The sequence below is a fragment of the Lujinxingia vulgaris genome, assembly GCF_007997015.1.
Classification (GTDB): Bacteria; Myxococcota_A; Bradymonadia; order Bradymonadales; family Bradymonadaceae; genus Lujinxingia; species Lujinxingia vulgaris.
The window spans coordinates 1-533 of sequence record NZ_VOSM01000102.1 but is presented as its reverse complement, the minus strand read 5'-3'; the positions used below and the strand labels follow the sequence as shown (position 1 = coordinate 533).

The 533-nt window shown below is 59.3% G+C and carries 1 protein-coding gene; it reads right to left on the bottom strand.

The window, feature by feature from the left end; genetic code table 11:
- Positions 1 to 450, bottom strand: a 450-nt coding sequence (locus tag FRC98_RS21095) for a nucleoside hydrolase (protein ID WP_347342180.1), incomplete at its 3' end; no start/stop codon positions are given.
- Between the last annotated feature and the right edge of the window lie 83 nt (positions 451 to 533).

Below are 533 nucleotides of genomic sequence, written 5' to 3'. Positions count from 1 at the left end.
CATGACAACTTGCTTGACGCGCTCTGCGATGCGGGGCTCCTTGCGCACGGCAAGAGCGAGGTTGGTGAGCGCGCCGGTTGGCACGAGCGTGACGGTGCCTGGCTCGTTCTGCATAACGGTGTCGATGATGAAGTCGACGGCGTGACGAGCATCCAACTCGATAAGAGGCTCGGGGAGCACGGGGCCGTCAAGACCGGATTCGCCGTGAATGGATTCGGCTACTTCGACTTCGCGCACGAGCGGGCGGTGGGCTCCGCGGGCGAAGGGCACGTCGGTGATGCCGGCGACGCGGGCAACGGCCAGAGCGTTGCGAGTGACTTTCTCGATTGTTTGGTTGCCCATCACGGTCGTGACTCCGAGGAGTTCGATGTGCGGGCTACCGTGAGCGAGCAGGATCGCAATCGCGTCGTCGTGCCCGGGGTCGCAGTCGAGGATAATTTTTTCAGCCATGATCAAAAGCATATATGAAAACGTCATTCATATATGTAGAGTTGAGATATGACAAATGATCTTATTGACGGTGCCGCCGCCCG